Annotated in this window: 1 protein-coding gene; it reads right to left on the bottom strand. The window is 56.0% G+C overall.

Annotated elements, in window-relative coordinates; genetic code table 11:
• Nucleotides 1-400, bottom strand: a 400-nt coding sequence (locus AC1RPU_RS07795) for a nucleotidyltransferase domain-containing protein (RefSeq protein ID WP_481769611.1), incomplete at its 3' end; no start/stop codon positions are given.
• Between the last annotated feature and the right edge of the window lie 117 nt (nt 401-517).

Below are 517 nucleotides of genomic sequence, written 5' to 3'. Positions count from 1 at the left end.
CTTCGTCCCCCTGAAGATACTCACGGAAATTGCCCTTGGCCATAGACCTGTAATGGTGCATCACCGGGATCGGGTTGTACATCTTCTCGGCTAGCGCCAACAGATGCGCATTGGGTCGATNGATGATCGGTGAATTCGTCCACTCCAGAACCTGCGGGTTCGACTTGCTCATCTGGTACACTGCCTTGTCCGCGTCCCAGCCCGCAAAATCCATGATATCCGTGTCGATCCCGAGATCGCGCAGCACCTCGGTCAGTTCCGGCGTGTTTATGTCCAGTACATCACGGCGCTTATTCACCGTCAGATACCGATCGACAGGGCGGCAGTAGATGAAGCGAACGTCGTAATCCGAATCCGGCGACGCGAAGCCCCACGCACGAGACCCGGCCTCGGCCGCCATCAGGACCTTAATATCGAGCCGTTGTTCGAGCTGAATCAGGACACTTTTGATGATGCCTGAAGCCGTGTTTTGTGCCACACTCATTTGTCCGCTCCCCGAGGTCCAGTATACAGACAC

It is taken from the genome of Dellaglioa sp. CoH-55-MRSF-7 (assembly GCF_056782235.1).
The sequence above is the reverse complement of the archived record's forward strand: the minus strand, read 5'-3'. Positions and strand labels throughout refer to the sequence as shown.